General features: G+C 72.8%; 2 protein-coding genes. Both read right to left on the bottom strand.

Annotated features, from left to right (window positions below; all coding sequences use genetic code 11):
* Positions 1 to 104 precede the first annotated feature (104 nt).
* Complete coding sequence (locus G6017_RS14875) at positions 105 to 1,019, bottom strand: cytochrome c biogenesis CcdA family protein (protein ID WP_182618047.1); 915 nt, start codon at positions 1,017 to 1,019, stop codon at positions 105 to 107.
* Between the two features lie 10 nt (positions 1,020 to 1,029).
* Entirely contained in the window at positions 1,030 to 1,770 is a 741-nt protein-coding gene (locus G6017_RS14870) for a DsbA family protein (RefSeq protein ID WP_182618045.1), read from the bottom strand.
* Between the last annotated feature and the right edge of the window lie 230 nt (positions 1,771 to 2,000).

Genomic DNA, 2,000 nt, shown 5'->3' with positions numbered 1-2,000 from the left:
GACACCCTCACCCTGCACCGACGCGATCCGGTCGGGGGTGGGTTCCGCGCCGAGACCGTCGACGTCTCGCCCGGCGAGCGGCCTCCGATGCGCGAGATGCGGGCTCAGCTCCGGGCCGGTTCCTGACCCGACGGGCGGCTCTGGTCCCGCGACCGCCCCTCCCGCGCCTGCTCCTCCCCCGGCCGATCCGCTCGCGCGCGGCGCCGGTCGTGCAGCACCCACCCGGCGAGGATCACGGCGGCCAGCGCCAGCGCCGCCACGAGGAACCACAGGTCGTCCACCCCGGCGACCCAGCGCTCCACGGCGAGTTGGAGCTCGAACTGCTCGTCGACCCCCATCAGCGAACCGATCGCCGCGGTGCCGTCGGAGAGCACGAACAGCAGACCCACCGCGACGAACAGCACCCCGGCGATGACCGAGGTGGTGTGGGTGCGGATCGGCCCCAGGGTGAGCTCACGACCCCGGAGCAGCCGGCGGCGCGAGAGGCCCAACGAGTCCCACGCGAGGGCGAGAACCGCGAGTGGGACCACCATCCCGATCGCGTAGGCGCCCATGACCGCCGCCCCGTAGGCGGGCGACCCCCCGGCCATCGCCAGGGTCAGCACCCCGCCCAGCAGCGGGCCGGAACAGAATCCTGCGAAGCCGTAGAGCGCGCCCAGTGCCAGGACCGACAGCGGGCCGCTGCCGGTGACCCGGGAGGAGGCGTCCGACAGGCCGGGGAGCCGGAAGCCGCCCCCGAGGGCGGTGTAGACACCCAGGACGACGACGACGAGGCCACCGATCAACGTGACGGTCCCGCGATGGACGGTGAACAGCGAGCCGATCGCCCCCATCCCCGCCCCGAGCGGGACCAGGACGGTCGCGAGGCCGAGCAGGAACAGGCCGGTGCGGGCGAGGAGCAGCCGGCGGGTGCCGAAGGCGTAGGCGAAGAAGGCCGGCAGCAGCAGCGCCGAGCAGGGGCTGAGGATGCTCAGCACGCCGCCGAGGAATCCCCCGACGAGCCCGATCTGCTCTGTCATCAGGGCCCGCTCATCCGTCCAGCGAGCGGTCGATGACGGTGCGGAACGTCTCGACCGAGCGGGCGCCGACGATCCCCGTCCCGTTGATGAGGAAGGTCGGGGTGGAGGTCGCGCCCAGCGCGGTGGCGGCCTGGTAGTCCGCCCGGATGGCCGCGTCGTACTCGTCGCCGGTCATGTCCGCTCGGAAGCGGTCGAGGTCGGTGACCCCGGCCGCGGCGGCGTACCCCACCAGCTCCTCCTCGCCGAGGTCCGGATGCCCACGGTCGGGGGCGTCGGCGAACACGACCTCGGTGAACTCCCAGAACCTGCCCTGGTCCGCGGCGGCGCGCCCGGCCCGGGCGGCGATCATCGATTCCTCTCCGAAGATCGGCAGGTCGACCCACTCGATCCGCAGATCGCCGCCGTCGACATACTCGTCGACCAGCGCCGGCTCCACCTCGCGGGAGAACTTCGCGCAGAACGGGCAGCGGAAGTCCGAGTACATGGTCATCACGACCGGCGCGTCCACCGGGCCCATGGCCATCGGGTCGCCCTCCGCCAAGCGCGCGATGCCCTCCATGGACTCCGGTCCGGGGGCCTGCTCAGGACTGGTCTGACGCTCGTCGGACATCGCCGCGGAGTCGGTCGCGGACCCGGCCGCGGACTGATCGCCTCCGGTCACATCCCGGGCGAGGAGGACGGCGACCAGGGCGAGGAGTACGGCCACCACGACGGACAACGCGATGACCGGGAGACTCGGACGACGGGACACGGGAGGACTCCTGCGGGGGCGATCGGGGACCTGGACGGGCCCGCGACCGGGCCACTTTCTACTACGCTACATAGTAGATAGTGGTCGGCGTGGCGGTGTCAACCGGCCAGGATCGAACACCAGGTGAGGACGGCGGCCGTCGCGGCCGCAAGGACGACCACCGCCGGCGAGACGGCGTGCACCAGGGCGACCGCGGAATCCCGTGCCGTCGCGCGGCCGGCCGCCGAGGC

Origin of the sequence: Dietzia sp. B44 (genome assembly GCF_014145245.1) — a bacterium.
GTDB lineage: Bacteria > Actinomycetota > Actinomycetes > Mycobacteriales > Mycobacteriaceae > Dietzia > Dietzia natronolimnaea.
Note: the sequence above shows the minus strand (reverse complement) of the source record. Positions and strands in the feature narration are given on the sequence as shown.